Source organism: Fodinibius saliphilus (assembly GCF_005869845.1).
GTDB classification, from domain to species: domain Bacteria; phylum Bacteroidota; class Rhodothermia; order Balneolales; family Balneolaceae; genus Fodinibius; species Fodinibius saliphilus.
In genome coordinates this window covers 243,810-259,575 of the sequence record NZ_VAWF01000004.1, presented here as the reverse complement: position 1 = coordinate 259,575, position 15,766 = coordinate 243,810, and the positions used below count along the sequence as shown (strand labels likewise).

The following is a 15,766-nucleotide window of genomic DNA, read 5'->3' as shown; positions in this document are numbered from 1 at the left end:
TTATTAGTGTCATGAAGCATGATGCATTTAGACAAGTAGCTTATATTCAAGAAGCTTTATCTCAAAACAAAAAAGCGCTTGGAGTATTTATTGGTGCGGGATGTCCACTATCAATCAGAGTAAATATTGAGGAAGATGAGGAGACAGGAGAATTTAAATCAGATCCACTAATTCCAGATGTTGCTGGTCTTACAAAAAAAGTTACTAGTCAACTCTCAAGTGGAGAGAAAGAAAATCCTAATGCATACGATAAGTTAATCTCTCAGATTAAAAAAGATGGAATTGAAAACCCAAACATTGAGGATATATTAAGTCAGATAAGAGCGTTAAAGCAGGTAGTTGGTACTGGTAAAGTACGCAGCTTTGAGCTAGAGGATCTTGAAGCTTTAGATTCAGATATTTGTAGTCTGATTTCCGAATATGTTTTTAAAGAGTTACCTACAAAAGATTCGCCATACCATAACCTTGCTGTATGGATGAGATCAATACCAAGAGACAAAGCTGTACATCTATTTACTACTAATTATGATCTTCTTATCGAACAGGCTTTAGAAGAATCTTCGTGTCCGTATTTTGATGGATTTATAGGGAGTAGAAAAGCTTTTTTTGATATTAGAACTGTCGAAGAAGAGAGTTTGCTAAATGCAAGATGGAGTCGACTTTGGAAAATACACGGATCAATTAATTGGAAACTTAATCAAGATGGAGAGGTTATCCGCAGTACAGACATAGATGAAGATGATAATCATCTTATTTATCCTTCTCACTTAAAATATAACCAAAGTAGGAAAATGCCTTACCTAGCTATGTTAGATAGGTTGAAGGATTTTTTTAATAAACAGGGCGCTATTCTTTGTATATGTGGATATTCCTTTAGTGATGATCACATCAATGATATTATTGTTCAGGGACTGCAAAGTAACCCAACTTCGATGGTATTTGCGTTTTTATATGAGGAATTAAGTAGTGAGAGATATGAAGATGCAAGGAAGTGTGCCCAACGAACACCTAATCTAAGTTTAATGGCTTTTGATGAAGCCATTATTGGTAGACAACAAGGTTGTTGGCATATAAACGATGATGAGAAACTACAGGATATACCTGCTCGAGTCGTTAGAAAAGAAGAAGATGATGAAATTGAATCTTACTATATGAAGCTAGGAGATTTTTCTAAGTTTGGTGAATTTTTGGGGGAGTTAAGTTCAAATCAAAACAGTTCTGATAATGAAGGAGAAAAGAAGGAAGAATAATTCGACTTTACTTGGTACAGTTCAGGATGTAACAGGAACTACTGTTAGTGTTGTATTAAAAGATTCTTTTTTATCTGGGTTGACTTTTGTAGATGGACAAGGTTACAGAATTGGACAAATAGGTAGCTTTGTTAGAATACCAATTGGTTACATTGATCTTTTTGGGATTGTATCACAAGTAGGTGCTAGTGCTGTACCAGAAAATGTTGCTGAGGAAGAACCTTATGGAAAGAGATGGTTAAAGGTCCAGTTAATTGGGGAAGGTTTTCAAAAAGGGCATTTCCAACGAGGAATATCGCAGTACCCTACAATTGAAGACGAAGTACACTTAGTATCCGAAGAAAGTTTAGCAAATATTTATGGAGAGAAACGAAAACAAAGTCATTTAGTTAGAATTGGCAACATTGCTGGTTCTGAATCTATTGATGCTTTGATTAATATAAATAAACTTGTTACAAGGCATTCAGCTATTGTTGGCACAACTGGATCGGGAAAATCAACAACTGTTTCAAGTATTTTAAGATCACTTTCTAATGAGAACAAGTTTCCATCTGCCCGTATCATTGTTCTAGATATTCATGGAGAATATGGAAATGCTTTAAAAGATAAAGCAGATATTTATAAGGTTAATCCAGATGATAGGAAAGATAATGAAAAACCCCTCCATATTCCGTTTTGGGCTATGAGTTTTGAAGAATTAATAAATATAGCATTTGGTAAAGTTAAGGAAGAGGATAAGGGAAAGATATTAGAATATATTACTGCTCTTAAACTAAAATCTCACAAAAAAAACAATTATGCTGGAGTAAGTTCCCAAAACCTAACAGTTGATACTCCAGTACCTTTTAGTATAAGGAGACTTTGGTTATATCTACATAGACTTATTAAATCAACCCATACTGAGCCCGGAACGGGGCAAGAGTTTTGCGATATTACAGAGGATTTTGATCCAGCTAAAACTACTGAAGCTTTAAAAGTAGATGAAGATACTGGAGAACCTAAAGAAGAAGGTGATGCCGAAAGTGTAATTCCGCCAAAGTATAAAAATCAGGTTCGGGGACAAATTTATCTAAGTGCTCAAAATTTAAATATATCTAGACAACTTGATAGCTTGGCAACAAAGTTACGTGATCCTCGATATGACTTTTTATTTGATCCTGGAGATTGGGCCCCAGATATCGAAGGTAATACTAGTAAGGATTTATCTGAGCTTTTTAAAAATTGGATTGGATCAGAAAATCCAGTTACAGTTTTAGATCTGTCAGGTGTTCCAATACCGATTATGAATGACATAATCGGTATCTTACTAAGAATACTTTACGACGGCTTGTTTTGGGCTAGAAATTTATCACAAGGAGGGAAAGAACGGCCTTTGTTAGTAGTAATGGAGGAGGCTCACTCATATCTAAATAATGAATCTATAGGTCCTGCATCTGATATTGTTCAACGAATTGTGAAAGAAGGTAGGAAGTATGGAATAGGAGCAATGATTGTTAGTCAAAGACCTTCTGAGATAGATCCTACAATATTATCCCAATGCGGCACATTTATCGCTCAACGTTTATCAAATAGTACTGACCGCTCACATATTTCAGGTGCGATTACAGATAATCTAGAAGGATTAACAAATATGCTTCCAGTGTTAAGAACAGGAGAAGCAATAGTATTAGGCGAATCGGTTAAGTTACCTATGAGAACACGGATCCAAGCACCACCAGTTGGGCATAGGCCAGATAGTCAAGATCCGGTAGTTTCAGATCCACTTGGACCAGAGGAGTCTATGAATCCAGGTGGTTGGGGTATTCCTATGGAAGATGATCCAAACTATGAAGAATTCATGTTAGTTTGGCGACAAAAAGATCCAAAATTGCCACAGGACTGGAATCAAAATGAAGAGGAATAAATCAATGGAATATTTTCAAAATTTTGAATCATCTAATATTTATAAGATAGGCTATGAATCATCTAGTTCAACCTTAGAAGTAGAATTCCAAAATAGAAGGGTATATCAATACTTTGATGTTCCAGAACATATCTGGGAACAATTTAAGACTGCAGAGTCAAAAGGGCAGTTCTTGCATTACAACATAAAAGGAAATTATCGTTATTCGCGGGTATAGGAATGAAAATATTCCACATAGCAGACCTCCATCTTGGCCGTACTTTCCGAAACTTACCAGAGGCGCAAGACAAACTTTCTGAAGCACGGTATGAAACACTTCAGAAGACAATTGATAAAGCGAATGAATTAGAGACCGATATTTTTGTCATTGCCGGTGATCTGTTTGATCGTACCTCAATGAAGGTCGGAGATATTCAGAAAGCTGTTCGGGCGATCAATCAATTTGCAGGAGAAGTAGTATTGGTCCTGCCCGGCAACCATGACTATATCACGGCCGATAGTCAGCTTTGGGATCGTTTTAAAAAAGAAGCTGAAGAGCATGTTTTAGTGTTGGATAAGAAAGAGCTGCTAACTCTTTCGGTCTTTGAACCGGAAGTTGTGATATATCCCGCTCCCTGCCATGCCAAGCATTCGGCTGATCATGCCATCGGGTGGGTTAATGAGATAGAAAAAGACGAGGACGCCCTTCACATTGGAGTTGCCCATGGCAGTATAGAAGGGGTATCACCCGATTTCGATCAGCGATACTTTCCTATGTCCATTCATGAATTGGAGCAGTCCGGTGTCGATCTCTGGCTGATGGGGCACACGCATATTACCTGGCCGGAGAAGCCTGACAAGCGGGATATGGTCTTTAATCCAGGTACGCCTGAACCCGACGGATTTTCTTGTAATCACGAAGGACGGGCTTTTCTGCATACTGTCAGAGAAGATAAAGAAATCAAAACTGAAATAGTCAGCACGGGTACCTATCGCTTTATTCAGAAAGATGAGCATATTTCATCTACCAAAGACGTTCAAGATCTGGTAGAAGAGTTTAGCGAAAATGCTTGGCAGCAAGCTGTTGTTGAGTTAAAGGTATCTGGAAAGTTGGAAGAGGAAGTATTTGAATCTTGGCAGGAAAGCAGGTCACAAATTCGTGAATCCGTATTAGAGCTTCGATTGGAAGATAACGAAGTCCGCCGAAAAGTTACTTCCGAACAAATAAAGAAAGAATTTTCTAAGGGCTCATTTCCCGAACAGTTATTGTCTTCTTTTTCAGAAGATGAGGAAGAAGAGGAGTTGCAGATGGCATACGAATTGATAAAAGAGGTACAGCAATGAAGTTATCAAAAGTATATCTCCATCCATTTGCCGGCATTGAAGATGATGTGTTTGAATTTGATGATGGTCTAAATGTTCTACTGGGTCCAAACGAAGCAGGGAAGTCTACAGTATTTCAGGCTGTAATGCATGGCCTACTGACTACTACATCACTTACACAGACCAAAGTGGAAGACATCATGGGAAGCTATTTCCCGGCCGTGGGCGGTGATGTTATTCGGGTAGGTCTGGAATTGGAGAATTCCGATAATAATATTATTCGAATTCAGAAGATCTGGAAGAAAGGAAACCGGAATGGTAGTGCTTCTCTGAAATTACCAGATGGTTCCGAAATAACCGATGAGAAGAAGGTACAGGATCAGATTGAATCATTGTTTCCTGTCTCTCCAGCTACTATGCGAACTATCATGCTTGCCAATCAGTCCGAACTACATCAGACGATGCAAGACATGAGGCAAAAAGACAAAGTTCGTAAAGAGCTTGGCAATGTACTTCGTAGAAATTTAATGGAGACGGGCGGAGTATCTGTAGATCGCTTTAAGGAATTACTCGAACAGAAATATAAAAATTACTTTAAGCGTTGGAATCGTCAACAGCAGTATCCTGAAAACAATCGGGGTATCAAGAATCCTTACAAAGTAGGTACTGGCAAAGTTGTTGAGGCCTATTATAAAAAAGAACAGCTCCGGTTAGATTTAGAGGAGGCTAAGCGTTTTGAAGACGATCTGGATTCGTTGAATGAGGCATTGAGTATTCTAATAGCAAAGCAGGAAGAAAAAAAGGAAAAGTTTGAAGAGCGTAGGCCATTGAAAAAGGGCATACAGGAAAGGCAACTAAAAGAGCAAAAATTCGAATCAGCTAAAGAGAAAAAGCAACGGCTCCTACATATAAGCAAAAAATGGCCTGTTTTTGAAGATAAGATGGAGAACCTGGAGCCCAAGCTTGATGCACACCGGAAAAACTTGGAGGAGCTTCAGCAAGAGCAACAAAAGGCACAAAGCAAGCAGAAGGCCGAACAGCTAAAACAACGAATTGCTAAAATTGAAGAGCTTACCTCACAGGTAGAAGAAGCGAAGGATGAACTTGAAGAGGCGCAGAAAGTAACTCAGGAAGACCTCCAAAAACTACGAGAGCTTCAGTCGGATATACGTCAACTACAAACGAAGATAGAGGCAGCTAAACTTACCGTTCGTATTGAAAGCAATTCAGATCAAACGTTGCGTTATAGTGAGGCTGGTCAGGATGAAAAAGAAATTGCTGCAGATAGTGGTGAAACGCTCGATCAAACCGCTTCTGGCGGATTTACTCTGAAAACAGACGGGCTTATGGTAAAAGTATTTTCGGGAGAGGGAGATCTTGAGGATACGATTGAAACCCTTCAGGCGAAGAAAGAAGAGATTTCCGGTTATTTAGATGATCTTGAGGTCGGATCCGTTCAGGAGGCAGAGTCTTATGCCGGACTTTATCAAAAAAAGGAGAATGATCTGGCGCAAGCTAAAAAAGCTTACAAGAAAGAGCTGGGCGATCACGAACTGGAAGACCTTAAAGAAGAGTTGGAGGCCTATGGTGATTTGTCCAAGGTGCGCAGCTCCGAGGAGATTACAGAGGATATCGTTGAAACGAAGACAACATTAAACCAACTAAAAAAGGAAGCAGAAGAAGCGGAGACTAAGATTGAAGAATGGACTGAAAAATATGGCTCTTCCGATGATTTGATTCTTCAATTAGCTGAAACCTCGAAGTTACTCAAGGTTCTGAAAAGTGATCTCGATGATCTTCCCTCTCTGCCCGAGGGTTATGAATCCTCCGAAGAATTTATTGAAGAGGTTAGCCAACTGGACAAAGATATCCAGCAGTTAAAGGATCAGATTTTTGAAAAGAAGCAGGAACGCACGCAGTTGGAAGCAGAAACTCCGGACACCTCATCGGAAGAATTACAGAAACTACGCCAAGAAGCAGAAGCTGAATTTGAACTCATTAATAGTCGAGCTGAAACACTGGCCCGGGTGCGCGAGAAATCGCTGAAACTGATCGAGTCAATGGACAGCGACACTTACAAGGGCCTTGAAACCAGCTTTGTCAAATGGCTGGATCTGATGGTCGGCGACCGTTTTTCTACCGTAGATATGGACAGTGATATGCCTACTGCCTTTAAGACACAGGAAGCTACCTCCCTCACCTACAACCTGCTTTCCCATGGAACCAAAGATACGGTAGCCCTTGCGTGGCGATTTGCCCTATGTGAGAAATTTCTCTCCGATGGTAATGGGTTTGCAATTCTTGATGATCCGATGGTCGATATCGATCCTGAGCGCAGGGAAAAAGTAGTAAAGGCTATCAATGAGTTTTCAGGGCAGTACCAAACAATTGTAATGACTTGCCATCCAGATCACGCAGAGGAGCTTGATACAAATAGAGTAGCATTACAAACAATTTAATCTACTAATCAGCTAATTCTTGAAAAGGGAAATTTGAATTCCCTTGAACAGCAATCAAGTGAATTTTCACTCTAATATTTTCAAAAGATCCTACCTCTTCAACACGATGAAGTACTGTGTTAAATGCTTTTACTGAATGCTCTCCAGTATATTCAGTGAACCGCTCGATCATGCGTTTTTCCAAATCAGGTTTTTCCTCATGGGATAGATGTCTGTTATGTCTGGAAGAGTATTGAAATAATTCTGTAAATTTTTCTGGAATTTCATCTAAAACCTCTACGCCTATAAATACACCTGTCAAATCTTTTATTCCTAGATTTAGGGTATCTGCATATGAAGATCCTTCTCTTTTTCTGTTGGCAATGTCCTTTACGACTCTTCCAATAAATTCATTTGCTTTACTATAATATTCTTCGCCTTGTATCTTTTTACTAAAACTGGAAGCGGATCCTGCCTTAAATTCAATAACATGATCAACCTCTTTATTCGGTTTTGAAGCAAGTCTTCCGTTGTCATGAAATACCACAAGGTCCCGGCGCTTATATTCTTTTATAAAAACTTTGTCATCAATCTTTTTATTTAGTAGTAAAGCATATCGGTCTTGTATAGGTCTTTCCGGTTTAGATGTAAGACTTAGATAGGCTAATTCTTTTTCTCGAAAGCTGTTTATGACTGTTGGAAATAAATCGACGATTTTTTTCGGCCAATACATAACTATAGATTAAGAATGACAATTAACTATTCTTTAACCACACCCAGTGCTGATGAATCATCACCATCGCCAAAGTATCTAGCTCGCAGTATTTCAGCAGTGCTTTAAAAGTAGCTTCCCGTTCTTCGGGAGATACATCATCAAACTGCATACGGCTCCACGCCATCATGGCCGTACCGCCTTCGGCAATGGTTTCTTCAGCAGTTTCATAGTCGGGGATGTCGAAACCAATAGGATCCAGCAGCTTATAAGGACTTAGCACTTTACCGGAATTCTCGTCTGTTTGATAGAGCACTTTGTCTTTGATGCTAAGCCCGTTGTATGGTTGGGAATATATTTCTTTAAGTCTCGGGCTTTCATTAAGTACTGCCGGCAACACATCTTTGATGCTGTTAGAGCTGCCCATATATGGAGAGTAATAATACTTCACCACCATTCGCTGTTGATCGATCATCTCGCGCGGACCACCCTTTGTGATAGTTTTAATCCATTCAATAAGCTCGCTGGCATCATCCGGCTGACGTTCTTCCAGCAGATCGATGACATCATTGAGCACCGTGTTTTCAAAGTGGTGGTACATGAATACGCTGCCATCATCACCTTCCAGGCATTTCTTTAGCTCCCTAACAAAATCAAAGCATGGAAATTTACCGGGCGTATCTTCAATCCACTCTGCGGTGTGTTCTAATGTGCCGTCTTCATAAATAGTGTGACAGGAAAACTGGAAAGGCGTTTTCTTGTAGGGCTTTTGTCCTTTGTGAAAGGGAATAGCAGGGGTTACGGCCTCAAAGTCAATAAAGTGAAGGGGAAAGTTCCAGCTATCCATCTCTTGAAAAAGTCCGGCCAGAACTGCTTCCTCTTGGGAATGATGACCGGTGGCTTTCATAATCTGTACGGTCTGACGCTGCCCGTAATCCCACTCGGTCTGCTTATAGAGTTTGTCGGGATTAGCTCGCAACATTCCGGGGATAAGTTCTTCCATGTGGTAGACACCTTGGTCAAGATATTTTTCCGTCCGTCGGTCGTTCCAAATATCAAAGACATGCGGTTTGGCTAAATCATCATCCCTCCACTGCAGGTCTTGTTTCCAACATTCGGCAAAGCCGCTCTTTTCATTGCCAGATAATTTATCGGGAGTGATACGATATTCACAGCTTTTGCACTTGTTTCCGGTGGTTATCGGATACTTTTGATCAGCCTTTAGATATTCGCTTAGCGTCGATATCCAATGGTCAAATCCGGCGGCCTCCAGTTCGTGCTCCGGTTCTCGTCCGTTGCCTTCTAATATTTGTTCTACGTATTCACCAACATGCACTTTTCGTAAGATTTGAGCGCCAAGATCATCTTTATTTACCCCGTCTTTAACTTTGACTTCACTGCGTCCGTTTTCTTCCATTATTTTAAAGTATTGATGCAGGCCATCCACCGTAGCTTTTTGGGTTTTATCGATAAGCATCAGATAAGGCTCAATTTGAAAATTCGGATAAGCCCGACGTGCTACCCATGTTTGGAATGCTACGTCAAATAGATACTCCTGCCAGTCGCTATAAATATCATCCTTATTTTTGTAAGTAAAACTTTCGTCTGGTTCCCAAGACTTTGATTTTACCTCAATCAGATCCAGCCGATTCCCTTTCTTTTGGAGGACGTCCACCAATACAAAACAGTTTTTGTGCTGCATGGCTGCCTCGTAAATGGTGACATCATTTTGTTGCAGTAAAGCCTTGGTTTCGCTGAGTGACTTAGACTTCTCTTGCATCATGGGGATATCATGTCCGCCCGGAAAATAGAGTTTGGCCAGTTCACCGACCTGTAAGCCGCCTTCGGCAAGCGCCTGCATGAAATCGTTATCTTCTAAAGTGCTTTTATATTCATCGTGCTGTGCATAGTATAGTTTTGTGGGACAGTCGAGGGCTCGGACGAATTTAGACTTTGTGAGGTAATGGGACATAACGAAGTAGCATTGGATAAATGATCAATATGTTAAGCACTCTGAAATAATAAACAGAGGCTAATTCATAGAAACAAACTGATATGACAGCATGGTGTCAGTCTAATTCATATTTTAAAACTGAATGCCAACTTAAAGAGCCAGCTTATGTCAAGTAAAAAAAGGAGAGAAGAGACAAAAAAGTTGAAAGAGCAAATTCCTACTGCCACATTGAAGGAATTGATGGACAGGGGGGAGCTGCCCGAGGGTTTTCATCTTTTTTCACTTCAAGAGATGAAAGAGTATAATAGAAAGAAAAACAAAGAACATCGTGAGGCTTTTAAAGAACGGTTAAAGAAATATGATTTTATTGATGAAAACGAATGGTGGTAATAGCTAAAAGGGGATAAAAGTCATATTTCATCTGGATAATATATATCACAGCTCTTTTCCTAATAGGTATAATCTTGTTTCAATATCTCGTGGTGTAACGTCATTATCTAAATTTTTAGTCCACTCATTTAAGTTATTACAATACCTCAAATAATAGTCAATATGTCGACTCATAGTGCTTTTTCTACCATTGAAACTTCCAAAATTAATTGGTAGAGGTGAAATGGCTGGGTCTTTATACCCCTCAGTTTCAGTTTTATAAAATAGTTTTCGCCAACCTTTCACTACATTACTGTCGATGATAGAAATGTCATTTGGATATGCAAAGTGCAATGCTTTGGAAACTCCAACGATAGAATTATTAATCATGGGGACGACTAATTCCATGAATTTCCGGAGTGCTTCCTGTTCTGGTAAATGTTTTAGATATTGTGATGCCTCTTCCCAGTCACCACTGTCATGATATACTGGCACTGTTGGCATCCAGGAATAAGCCAAAGAAACCAAGATGAGAAAGTCTTCATGATTCGCGAGTTTAAATTTGCCCTTTTGAAATAGGGGATAAGTTTTATCGTACCAGGCATCTATATCTGTAACGTCAGTTTTATTACAAAGGGTTTTATATGTTTTGCTATTCAGGGAAGGGACAGTATTCATAATCTTCTTTTTATGATTCTGAATAATGTGGTTTTATTGAATATGGATCATAATCAGGGTCAAGCATTTCAATAGAGGGGAGGTTGGTTTTTCGAAATGATTCTTCGTGTTGTAGTTTGATTTGAAACTCATCAAATGATATCGGGTCTTCAAGCTCCCATTCTTCCGAAGCCTTGTATAATTTATAGCTATTTTTAAGGAGTGTTGCTCCCCATGTTTCTGGATCCTCCATATCGATATCGAGGGCGTCATATTTGAGGAAGAGTTTTACATCGGTCCAGTGACGGAACTCATCCGTCCCGAAATGGATATGTTTACCACTGAAATCTTTAACTCCTCTTTTAGTTCGGTCATCAATGAGATAGTCGCCTGACAAGAGATTTTTATGATGGCTTAGGATCAGCCGTTTATAGGCTGGTTCACCCAGATATTTTTTTACCCAGTTAAGTTTGTCGGACCAAGCAGAATGGTTTTCCCAAGGAGCTGTAGAAAGGATGTAGGTGTCAAAATATTTGGATATCCATTGGAAGGTCTCAATGGCCCCATCGTTGGGTTCCATCAGCTTGAAGATCCCCGGAACCTCATCATATCGGTCCTCATATTCCTGTAGTTCCTCTTGAGATAGCTGGTCAATGCCTGATTTGAAATTGACCAGAACATTGTCCATATCGATATAGACTATTTTTTTAGTGAACATAATTGTTATTTGTATTCCATAAATAGTTCAGATGCTTTTTTGAGTGTCTCGGGACTTAATCTTGAATTCTCTTTTTCAGAAATAAGTTTTAAGGCTTTAATTTCGAGATCTTCTTTGAATATAGTTCTAAGGGTACTGAGCCTGGTGTTATAAGAGTTGACAGTATAATCATCAAAGGTGAACTCACTCTTAAGATCTTTTTCATTGGCATAAGGCTCGAAATATTCGATAAAAAACTTGTTTCCCATCCTACCCAAGAGTTCTTTAATTCTCTTTTCCTCTGAGTTTGTAATTACTATATGCTCTTTGCTACTGCCTTTGCTTTCCACAAAGCTGATATCATATTTAGAGTCATTTATTGAGCTTAGATTAAAATCCTTTTTAAATTCGCCATCAATTGGGAAGTTGGTCAGAAAAGATTTATAGGGATCATAAAGCTCAATACATTTTTGTTTGATTGTATTTTTAACTTCTCCGACAACGGGATGCACATCATCTGATTTATCCAATATAAAATTGAAGAAGGTAGGAACTAAGACAATATTCCAAAGGGAGGAGAAGAAAAGGGGATGATGAGCATATCCCCATACGTGCGATATGGTGTAATTTTTAATAGTACTATTCTTCCCCCAGCTTACTTTGTGACCTACTTTATCTTTTATAACATATCTGACTTTATAATTACCATCATTATCTATTCGGATTTTGTAATCAGGTAATCCTTTTAATGAAACAGTCTCTTCTTTCGTATAGTCGATGGCTTCCCGTTTATTTTTAACTGGCCAATGGTCTTTAAAAGACGGGGAGTAGCGTATGTGAAACCGTTGATCATTTTCATGTAGTTTTTTTAGCTCATCATTACGTTCTTTAACTTTATCGGGAGGAAAAAATAAAGTGCTTTCAACAAAGGCTTTAACAAATTCATCTTTACTGTCAAAAAGATCTACTAGCTGATTAATTGCGTCCACTAATCAATATAATTTATGATTATGTATATAATTTTTAATCGGTTTTATATTAGCCAAATAATGTAAAAAATAAATCTTAGCTAATTATTGTAGGATAAAGGTAGGTTTAGCATAATAATACTGACCACTAGGAAATTGTTTCTGTTGGTTGTTGGCTTTTGCTATTATCGTTTCTCTTTGGTTCTTAAAAATAATTGCTTCACCTGACCAACCTTTATCCGGGCCTTCCAGAATAGAAATAGTTGCTACCTTTTGCCTTTTGAACTCTCCATGGAGCTTAATCATCTAATTCTGTTTTATTGGCTTTTTTGTTACTACTATTAAATAACAAATACTTCTGACACCATGTTGTCACCCAATTTCTATATTACATCGATCGCTCCTTAAAGTGCGTATTCCCTTTCACATCAAATTGGCTAATGCCGTGATCAATAGTATCTAACCCAAACCGGTTATTGATATAATCCATAGCCTGGTACATCCGCTGGACCTTTGGATTCTCCTGGAAAAACAGTTCCGCTTGTGTGGTCATATTTAACTCAGTCGTTCCAAGCATGATTGCCCGAAATCGCTTTCCCTGGTCTTTGCAGTAGAATAGCATCGGCAGGACTTTCTGCAGGCAATTGCGGAGTACATACCCATCTAAATTAGTTAAACCCGGAGCCCGAAAGGTAAACGAGAATCCTTCTTTCTCTTGCCCTTGAAATCGTACGTTTCCAAAATACTTGTCCGACTTCTTGCCGTATCCTCGCAGGCGGTAACAAACCTGCTTGGTTGCCTTGGCAAATTCTCCAGCTACCTTCCACGGGGCATCGGTCCACGTCGAAAAGGTATGGCCGTAGGAAACCCGTTCGGGGATATATTCCGTATCATCACTAACTATGGCCCGGTCTTTCCCAGCTACGGTCTCCCAGAGCATTTTGCCAAAGTACTTGCCAAACAGCTTTTGGAATAGGGGATATCCACGGTCAATAGCCTCACCAATGGTTGTAATGCCTCGACCTTTGATCTTAGCATACCGACGGCTGCCGATGCCCCATACTTCATCAACAGGTAGGGGCCAGATCTTGTCTTTAATTTCTTCCTCCTCTGTCAGTACCGTAAGTCCGTCCGGTTTCTCCAAGTCTGAGGCCAGCTTTGAGTAGGTCTTGGAGGTCGATATCCCTACACTGCATCGGAGATTCGTTTCTTCATAGATGGCTTCCTTCATCGCCCAGGCGAATTCTACCAGTTGCTCATAGGATTCTTCAAGCTTCCACGTAATATCCAGGAAATACTCGTCCATACTGTAAGCCTCTACGTCCGGAGAAAAGCTATCCAGCACGCCCTTAATACGTTTGCTGAAGGCGTGGTACTTCTCGTAGTCCACTTGCTTGAATATCACATGTGGACAAAGCTTGTAGGCCTCCAAAGCACTCATGCCGGTTTTTACGCCCCATGCCCTGGCTTCGTAAGAACTCGTAGCCACAATCCCTTTGACCGTTCCGTCCGGCTTGCGCCATCCGCCTACCACCACCGGCATTCCGTACAAGTTATAACACAGTTGCTCGACCTGTGCGTAAAAGGCGTTCATATCTACATGCACATATAGGCGAGGAGAGTTCCCCGGATGCTGCATGTCGGCAGCAATGGTTTGGTATCGCGTAATATTGTGGACGTTCTTATTTAGTTGGTAGCGACCGGGATCGGTGAGTTCAGGGAAGCGATTAAAATCAGGGATATTCATATTGACAGCACCACAAAAAAGAAGCTATATTATATATGTGTGTTTACACATATATTACGAAGTCGCCAACAATAATCAAACAGGAGTGTTATGTGCGGACGATATTGGAGAGATATTAAATTTCAGGAGGCCTGCAAGGATATGTTCGAAGTTCCGTTCGATATTGATGAGATACTGCCGAACTTTAACGTGGCACCGACCACGCAAAACCCAATTGTGCTGCAACGAAATGGGACCCGTTCTATCGAAGGGTTTCGTTGGGGCCTTATTCCCTTCTATGAAAAGGAAGGAAAGCCTAAGTATCCCTATTTTAACGCACGGGCCGAGAAGCTAACGGAGACAGCGGCCTACAAAGAACCGTTTAAAAAATATCGGTGCATTGTTCCGGTTTCTGGGTTCTATGAGTGGAAGAAGTCTGGGGGTGAAAAATATCCCTATGGTTTTCAGATGAAAGACAAACCTATTATGCCACTGGCCGGACTATATTACGAGTGGGAATCTCCCAATGGGACTAGGAAAATCCCTTCCTATACCATTATCACGACCGATAGTAATGATACGGTTGGTCAGATCCATGACAAACACCGCATGCCGGTAATCTTGACCAAAGAAGACTTTGACTTTTGGTTGGATCCGAACAATCACAACACCAAGGCCTATTATGACGGAGGGATCTTTGAGCCCTATCCGGATGAAGCAATTCACCGCTTTCCAGTTTCACAGAAAGTGAACTCCACCAGAAATAATGGTCCTGAGCTAATTGAAGAGGTTGATGAGTGGCAGTAACCAACATAGCGAAAAAGAGCCCGAGCCACTGATCGTCATTACAACAGTGGCCTCCTTTGCTGATAAACAAAACGGCATTACAAAACGCTTGCAACCAATACGCATCAAGCGCCAAAATGGACAGGTCCATCGCGTGCAAAAGATTCGCAAATGCCATGAAGAGCCGGTCGGCCACGGCCATAAACAGATTCATATTACCTTACAAACCAAAGATGATCGCTACTTAGATATTGTCTTTGACACGAAAAAAGTAGGTTGGTATTTGGTCTATGAAGAAGCAGGAATGCTCTTGGATTAACGAAAGGGAGATTTGACTAATCCTTCATCAGTAATGTGTCCCAAATATTTGCCTAAAACCGTAACTTCTTCAAATTCACCAGGTTTTATGATGATGTCATCATAAGCGGGATTAGCAGGCTCAAGTCGAATCCCGGTGGTTCGTATGTGGGCTCGCTTAAGTGTGGTGTTACCGTCATACAACACAGCTCCGACATCACCATCTCGCAGATCTGTCTTAGATAGGATGACCTTATCCCCCGTAGATATACCCAAGTCTTTCATGCTATCACCTTTCACGCGGAGTGCAAATACGTTCGAAGCATTGGGAAAGAAATCGCCAATGGTAACCTCTCCTAAATCCGCCTCAATAGCTTCCTGCATGCTTCCGGCCGTAATCTCTCCTACAATTGGAATCGATGTTGGTTGCCTGTGACCATTTTCATGGATCCAAACATCAGCAGGATTGGTAAAGGTATAATTACCCTGACTATCCTTTTTAAGAAATTGCTTGCTTACCAGTGCATCATAATACTGTGTAACGCTGTTTTCTGAGCTAAATCCAAGCCGATCGGCAAGTTCCTTATACGTTGGCCAGCGAAAGTACTTACGGATATAGGAGATCAGCGTATCGTAAAACTGCTGTTGTTTGTTGGTTAGTTTTGACATAGTTATTTATGTGTTTTCACACATAAGGTAAGGTGGTA

16 protein-coding genes are annotated in these 15,766 nt (G+C 40.2%); 8 read left to right on the top strand and 8 right to left on the bottom strand.

What is annotated here, in order from left to right; translation table 11 throughout:
* Nucleotides 1–11 precede the first annotated feature (11 nt).
* The 5 genes from FCN14_RS14045 to FCN14_RS14025 are packed head-to-tail and all read left to right on the top strand — an operon-like array spanning nucleotide 12 to nucleotide 6,914.
* Nucleotides 12–1,250: an SIR2 family NAD-dependent protein deacylase gene (locus FCN14_RS14045; protein ID WP_138431924.1), complete on the top strand. Its 1,239-nt coding sequence runs from the start codon at nucleotides 12–14 to the stop codon at nucleotides 1,248–1,250.
* Nucleotides 1,225–3,153 (top strand): ATP-binding protein, encoded by a 1,929-nt coding sequence (locus tag FCN14_RS14040; protein WP_138431923.1) that lies wholly within the window; start codon nucleotides 1,225–1,227, stop codon nucleotides 3,151–3,153. Before FCN14_RS14045 ends, FCN14_RS14040 begins: the two co-directional genes overlap by 26 nt.
* On the top strand, nucleotides 3,140–3,370 hold the full coding sequence (locus tag FCN14_RS16135) for a KTSC domain-containing protein (RefSeq protein WP_350354175.1): 231 nt from the start codon (nucleotides 3,140–3,142) through the stop codon (nucleotides 3,368–3,370). Before FCN14_RS14040 ends, FCN14_RS16135 begins: the two co-directional genes overlap by 14 nt.
* Before the next feature lie 2 nt (nucleotides 3,371–3,372).
* Nucleotides 3,373–4,476, top strand: a complete 1,104-nt coding sequence (locus FCN14_RS14030; protein ID WP_138431921.1) for a metallophosphoesterase family protein — start codon at nucleotides 3,373–3,375, stop codon at nucleotides 4,474–4,476.
* Complete coding sequence (locus FCN14_RS14025; RefSeq protein WP_138431920.1) at nucleotides 4,473–6,914, top strand: AAA family ATPase; 2,442 nt, start codon at nucleotides 4,473–4,475, stop codon at nucleotides 6,912–6,914. The genes FCN14_RS14030 and FCN14_RS14025 overlap by 4 nt, the downstream gene beginning before the upstream one ends.
* A 4-nt stretch (nucleotides 6,915–6,918) precedes the next feature.
* Here FCN14_RS14025 and FCN14_RS14020 read toward each other — a convergent pair whose 3' ends face one another.
* Together FCN14_RS14020 and FCN14_RS14015 are read right to left on the bottom strand one after the other, a co-directional pair.
* Nucleotides 6,919–7,626: a hypothetical protein gene (locus FCN14_RS14020; protein WP_138431919.1), complete on the bottom strand. Its 708-nt coding sequence runs from the start codon at nucleotides 7,624–7,626 to the stop codon at nucleotides 6,919–6,921.
* A gap of 22 nt (nucleotides 7,627–7,648) precedes the next feature.
* On the bottom strand, nucleotides 7,649–9,577 hold the full coding sequence (locus tag FCN14_RS14015) for a DUF2779 domain-containing protein (protein ID WP_138431918.1): 1,929 nt from the start codon (nucleotides 9,575–9,577) through the stop codon (nucleotides 7,649–7,651).
* A gap of 147 nt (nucleotides 9,578–9,724) precedes the next feature.
* Here FCN14_RS14015 and FCN14_RS14010 point away from each other — a divergent pair, with 147 nt between their 5' ends.
* On the top strand, nucleotides 9,725–9,949 hold the full coding sequence (locus FCN14_RS14010; RefSeq protein WP_138431917.1) for a hypothetical protein: 225 nt from the start codon (nucleotides 9,725–9,727) through the stop codon (nucleotides 9,947–9,949).
* Between the two features lie 45 nt (nucleotides 9,950–9,994).
* On the opposite strand, the gene FCN14_RS14005 is transcribed toward FCN14_RS14010, so the two are convergent.
* The 5 genes from FCN14_RS14005 to FCN14_RS13985 all read right to left on the bottom strand — a co-directional run bounded on the left by FCN14_RS14005 (nucleotide 9,995) and on the right by FCN14_RS13985 (nucleotide 13,997).
* Nucleotides 9,995–10,606, bottom strand: coding sequence for a hypothetical protein (locus tag FCN14_RS14005; RefSeq protein WP_138431916.1), 612 nt, complete (start codon nucleotides 10,604–10,606; stop codon nucleotides 9,995–9,997).
* A gap of 10 nt (nucleotides 10,607–10,616) precedes the next feature.
* Nucleotides 10,617–11,303 (bottom strand): 5' nucleotidase, NT5C type, encoded by a 687-nt coding sequence (locus FCN14_RS14000; protein ID WP_212747653.1) that lies wholly within the window; start codon nucleotides 11,301–11,303, stop codon nucleotides 10,617–10,619.
* Nucleotides 11,304–11,308: 5 nt separating this feature from the next.
* Nucleotides 11,309–12,271, bottom strand: coding sequence for a hypothetical protein (locus tag FCN14_RS13995; protein ID WP_138431915.1), 963 nt, complete (start codon nucleotides 12,269–12,271; stop codon nucleotides 11,309–11,311).
* Nucleotides 12,272–12,355: 84 nt separating this feature from the next.
* Nucleotides 12,356–12,556, bottom strand: a complete 201-nt coding sequence (locus FCN14_RS13990; protein WP_138431914.1) for a hypothetical protein — start codon at nucleotides 12,554–12,556, stop codon at nucleotides 12,356–12,358.
* Nucleotides 12,557–12,638: 82 nt separating this feature from the next.
* Nucleotides 12,639–13,997 (bottom strand): Y-family DNA polymerase, encoded by a 1,359-nt coding sequence (locus tag FCN14_RS13985; protein WP_138431913.1) that lies wholly within the window; start codon nucleotides 13,995–13,997, stop codon nucleotides 12,639–12,641.
* 90 nt (nucleotides 13,998–14,087) lie between these two features.
* Here FCN14_RS13985 and FCN14_RS13980 point away from each other — a divergent pair, with 90 nt between their 5' ends.
* Nucleotides 14,088–14,783 carry an SOS response-associated peptidase gene (locus FCN14_RS13980; protein ID WP_138431912.1) on the top strand — a complete coding sequence of 232 codons (696 nt, stop codon included), beginning with the start codon at nucleotides 14,088–14,090 and terminating at the stop codon, nucleotides 14,781–14,783.
* Nucleotides 14,770–15,081 carry a hypothetical protein gene (locus FCN14_RS13975; protein ID WP_138431911.1) on the top strand — a complete coding sequence of 104 codons (312 nt, stop codon included), beginning with the start codon at nucleotides 14,770–14,772 and terminating at the stop codon, nucleotides 15,079–15,081. The genes FCN14_RS13980 and FCN14_RS13975 overlap by 14 nt, the downstream gene beginning before the upstream one ends.
* Here FCN14_RS13975 and FCN14_RS13970 read toward each other — a convergent pair.
* A complete protein-coding gene (locus FCN14_RS13970) occupies nucleotides 15,078–15,728 on the bottom strand; it encodes a LexA family protein (protein WP_138431910.1) in 651 nt (216 codons plus the stop codon). The two genes, FCN14_RS13975 and FCN14_RS13970, sit on opposite strands and share 4 nt — an antisense overlap.
* Nucleotides 15,729–15,766 lie beyond the last annotated feature (38 nt).